Source organism: Romboutsia sp. (assembly GCF_051659545.1).
GTDB lineage: Bacteria > Bacillota > Clostridia > Peptostreptococcales > Peptostreptococcaceae > JBOFOR01.
Genome location: NZ_JBOFOR010000186.1, coordinates 1 through 3,095 on the forward strand (window position 1 = coordinate 1; position 3,095 = coordinate 3,095).

4 protein-coding genes are annotated in these 3,095 nt (G+C 32.8%); all 4 read right to left on the reverse strand.

Annotated elements, in window-relative coordinates; translation table 11 throughout:
* Positions 1 to 379: VOC family protein (locus ACRC03_RS10240; RefSeq protein WP_438652467.1), on the reverse strand; the 379-nt coding region annotated here is incomplete at its 3' end.
* A 23-nt stretch (positions 380 to 402) separates the two neighbouring features.
* Complete coding sequence (locus ACRC03_RS10245; RefSeq protein WP_438652468.1) at positions 403 to 1,188, reverse strand: hypothetical protein; 786 nt, start codon at positions 1,186 to 1,188, stop codon at positions 403 to 405.
* A 3-nt stretch (positions 1,189 to 1,191) separates the two neighbouring features.
* Entirely contained in the window at positions 1,192 to 2,202 is a 1,011-nt protein-coding gene (locus ACRC03_RS10250; protein WP_438652469.1) for a transketolase family protein, read from the reverse strand.
* A 3-nt stretch (positions 2,203 to 2,205) separates the two neighbouring features.
* Positions 2,206 to 3,057, reverse strand: coding sequence for a transketolase (locus ACRC03_RS10255; RefSeq protein ID WP_438652470.1), 852 nt, complete (start codon positions 3,055 to 3,057; stop codon positions 2,206 to 2,208).
* Between the last annotated feature and the right edge of the window lie 38 nt (positions 3,058 to 3,095).

Sequence of the window (3,095 nt, forward strand, 5' to 3'; positions counted from 1 at the left end):
CCCAACAAGTTCCACTTGTGTATTGAGGTTCACAGAGAAATTCTACTCCCTGAGGTTTTAATTCTTCATAGTATTTTGGAACGTTTTTTACATCTAATGTTAAATGAGTTATTCCTGTTTTGTTCCACAAAGCAGTTTCACCTTGTATTTGATTGCTAAATTCAAAGATTTCAATAACAGATCCATTTTTACCTCTTAAAAATCCAAATTTAACTTTAGTATTTTTTAATTTATATAAATTTTGTAATTTATCTATTTTAGATTCATCCATTTCTTCATAGCAAACAAGTACAAACCCAAAATACTTATTGTACCAATTTACTGCTTTTTCAAAATTGGATACTGTAACTCCTACATGATTAAATCCCCTAATCTTCATACTGCTCCCCCATTTATTTATAACTATTTTGCCAAATCTCCTACCTTCATCATAAAGTCTCCAATCATGGCTCCAAACTCAGGTGCTCCCTCCATCATTAGCTTTGATGATACTGTAGCTTCTATCATATCATCCTTTTGAAGTAGTATACCAAGGGCACTATCTAAGGAATCAAAATTCATAGTGAAAAATGCTTTAGCTCGCTTATATTCTCCTCTACAAGCCTTTGTTTTTCCTGCTTTTACCCTAATATAAGAATTTAATTCTGGCTCATTAGATACACTCCAGGCATAGACTCTATCAGGACTTCTTTTTGCCCATTTGCTTACCTCTGGATGATTTAATTTATTTAATTGACTAATACCTGCTGGTAATAAGTAAAAGTATAATTTTACTAGTAAGAACTTTTCTTCTTTTGATGTTGGAGCCTCCGTTGCTCCCAACAAGGATGCCATTTTTAATAAAACCTTAAAAACAGCTATAAGTCTAAATATATGAGATATGCCTTTTATCTTAGGTAGTTTTTTGCTTTTTCCTTTAAAAAAATTATTGAAAGAAATTATATCTTTAAACTCCAAATCTATAGTTGGAGTTTCATTTATTCCTAAAACAGTCTTCCACTTTCCATCTTCAATAAGAAAGTGAGTTCCTAACTTTTCACCTTCATTATTAACTGAAATTTGTACTACTCCCGTAAAGCCTCTAAATCCCTTAGCTAGTTCCGGCCTTTCCTCAACTATAACTCTCATTAGAGGTACTACAGCATTTAAAAATATTTTCATGGAATATATTTCTTCTATTGCTATCATATATTACACCTCATCTTCCCAGTCATCATCTTCTTCAAAGTCTTTGCCCATTACTTCTCTTACAGCTTCTATTATTCCATTGCTATCAATTTTGTAATAAGCCATTAGATCTTCATGTAGTCCTATAATTGAGTATACATCTGGTATTCCTAGTTTTTTGAAGGCACATCCCTTTCCGCTTTCTGCAATAACTTCTCCTACAGAACTTCCAAGACCACCTATAACATTGTGATCCTCAACAGTTATTATTCTTCTTGTTTCCTGGACAGCTTTTAGTATTGCTTCTCTATCTATCGGCTTTATAGTATGCATGTTTATAACTCTAACTTTTAGTCCATCTACAGAAGATAAAATATCTGCCGCTTGGATAGCTTGATATACACAAGAACCACAGGCAATAACTGTTATATCTGTTCCTTCTTTAAGGGTTATAGCTTTACCTATTTCAAAGTTGTAATCCATTTTATCATCATAAACTTTTTGATCAAATCCTCTATTTATTCTCAGATATACAGGTCCTGGAGTTTCATATGCTGCTATTACTGCATTTGCAGTTTCAATTCCATCAGCCGGTACTATTACCTTACAGTTTGCCATAGCTTTCATTATTGATAAATCTTCTACACAGTTGTGTGTTGAACCACCTTGACCAAAGGAAAGTCCTGCATGAGTAGCAATTATTTTGACATTAAGATTTTGATAGCAGATATCTGTATGAATTTGGTCTAAAGATCTCATTACTGCAAATATTGCAAAGGTAGATACAAAGGGTACAAGTCCTCCTAGAGCCATACCTGCTGCTGCCCCAAACATATTTTGTTCTGCTATTCCAAAGTTAAAGAATCTATCTGGATAATCATTTTCAAATAACCCTATTTTAGTGGATTTTGCTAAATCAGCAGATAAACCAACTATTTCTTTATGTTCTTTTCCTAGTTCACATAGTACTTTTCCATATAACTCTGTTGTAGCCATATTTGCTGCATCTAGCATTGTATATGTTAATCCTGCCATAAGTTACACTCCTTTCACCCTTTGATTATAATAAGCATCTAAACTTTTAATTGCCTTTTCTCTCTTTTCATTATCAAATGAACCATAGTGCCACTTGTAATCATCTTCAATAAAATCTATACCTGCACCTTTAATAGTATTTGCAACTATTACAACTGGTTTAGTTTTTTCATTTATAGCATATTCTATAGCTTCACTTAACTGGTCAAAATCATGACCGTCGATTTCTTTTACTATAAAACCAAAGGATTTCCACTTATCACAAAATGGCTCTAGCTTCATTACATCCTCTGTTCTACCATCTATCATACATTTATTTCTATCAACTATAGTTATTACATTTGTAGTATTGTAGTGAGCTATACCCATAGCTGCTTCCCACACAGAACCTTCATTACATTCACCATCTCCAAGTAGACAATAAATATTGTAATCTTTTTTTGTTAATCTAGTTGAAAGTGCAAGCCCTAGAGATATTGGTAGACCATGACCTAGTGACCCTGTTGAAGCATCTACTCCAGGAACTTTTGAACCATCTAAATGTATACCTAGTTTTGACTCTGTATGATTATATTCTTTTAGCCACTCTGTTGAAAAATACCCTTTTTCTGCTAATACAGGTGCATATCCTACACCTATATGTCCTTTGCTTAGTATAAATCTATCTCTATCTTCCCACTTTGGATTTGTAGGATCAATTTTTAAATATTTATGGTATAGAATAGTTAGTATATCCATAGAACTTAAAGCTCCACCTATATGACCACTTCCTGCCCAAGTAACAGTATCAAGGCATAGTTTTCTTAGTTTATGGGCTTTAGCTTCTAGAAAACTTTTCTCTTCTTTATTAATCAAAGTATTTCCCCCCAGATATTATTTTTTTATAGCTTTAT